Raw genomic sequence first — 653 nt, forward strand, 5'->3', positions numbered from 1 at the left:
TGTGAACAGCGTGTTCATGTCGTTCCAGGAGTACTGCCACGCCGTTTGGATCGACGCCGCCGCAGTACGCAACTCCGCCGGTGTCACGACGAGGGCCGTCATCAGGGCCACATCTTCTGGTTCAGCTCGATCGCGCTCGAATAGTTGGTGTGCGCGATCCGCGCCACTTCCCGCAGTTCGTTGAGGTTCTCGCGCATCTCATCCACCCCGGCGCTCCACTTGTCATGAGCAGCGCGCTGCGCGGTCGCGGCTTCGCTCGACCAGCTCAAATGCAGATCAGCGATCTGCCTGTCGATCTCGGCCAGCCAGTCGGCAACCGTCTTGCCGAACTTGTCCATCGTGTCGATCGCGGCATCGAGCTGCTCGAGATCGACCCGGAATCGGTCATCAGCCGTCACGGCAGATCCAGTCCCCGCAGGCCGCCGATCGCAGAGCTGGTGGCCTCGTCCTGCATCTCGTAGGTGATCGCGGCCTCGGCCAGACTCGCAGCGGACTCCTCCAGCGCCGCGACGATCGTGTCGGCGCCCTGCTTCCACTCCACCCACGACTCGTCATATGCGCTGGCCGCCTTGCCCTGCCAACCGTCCGCCAGGAGCTCCTTACCAATTGTCGAGTCCAACCGACCCAGCTCGTCCCGGATGACGCGAGCTTTG

At 64.0% G+C, this 653-nt stretch carries 2 protein-coding genes; both read right to left on the minus strand.

The features are described 5' to 3' along the window. Positions 1-101: 101 nt before the first annotated feature. The gene (locus AC3EO7_RS37870) at positions 102-398 is read right to left on the minus strand and encodes a WXG100 family type VII secretion target (protein ID WP_435593892.1); all 297 of its coding nucleotides are present in this window, start codon (positions 396-398) and stop codon (positions 102-104) included. After that, positions 395-653: WXG100 family type VII secretion target (locus AC3EO7_RS37875; RefSeq protein WP_435593893.1), on the minus strand; the 259-nt coding region annotated here is incomplete at its 5' end. The genes AC3EO7_RS37875 and AC3EO7_RS37870, both read right to left, overlap by 4 nt.

This window comes from Nocardia sp. bgisy118 (genome assembly GCF_057708605.1).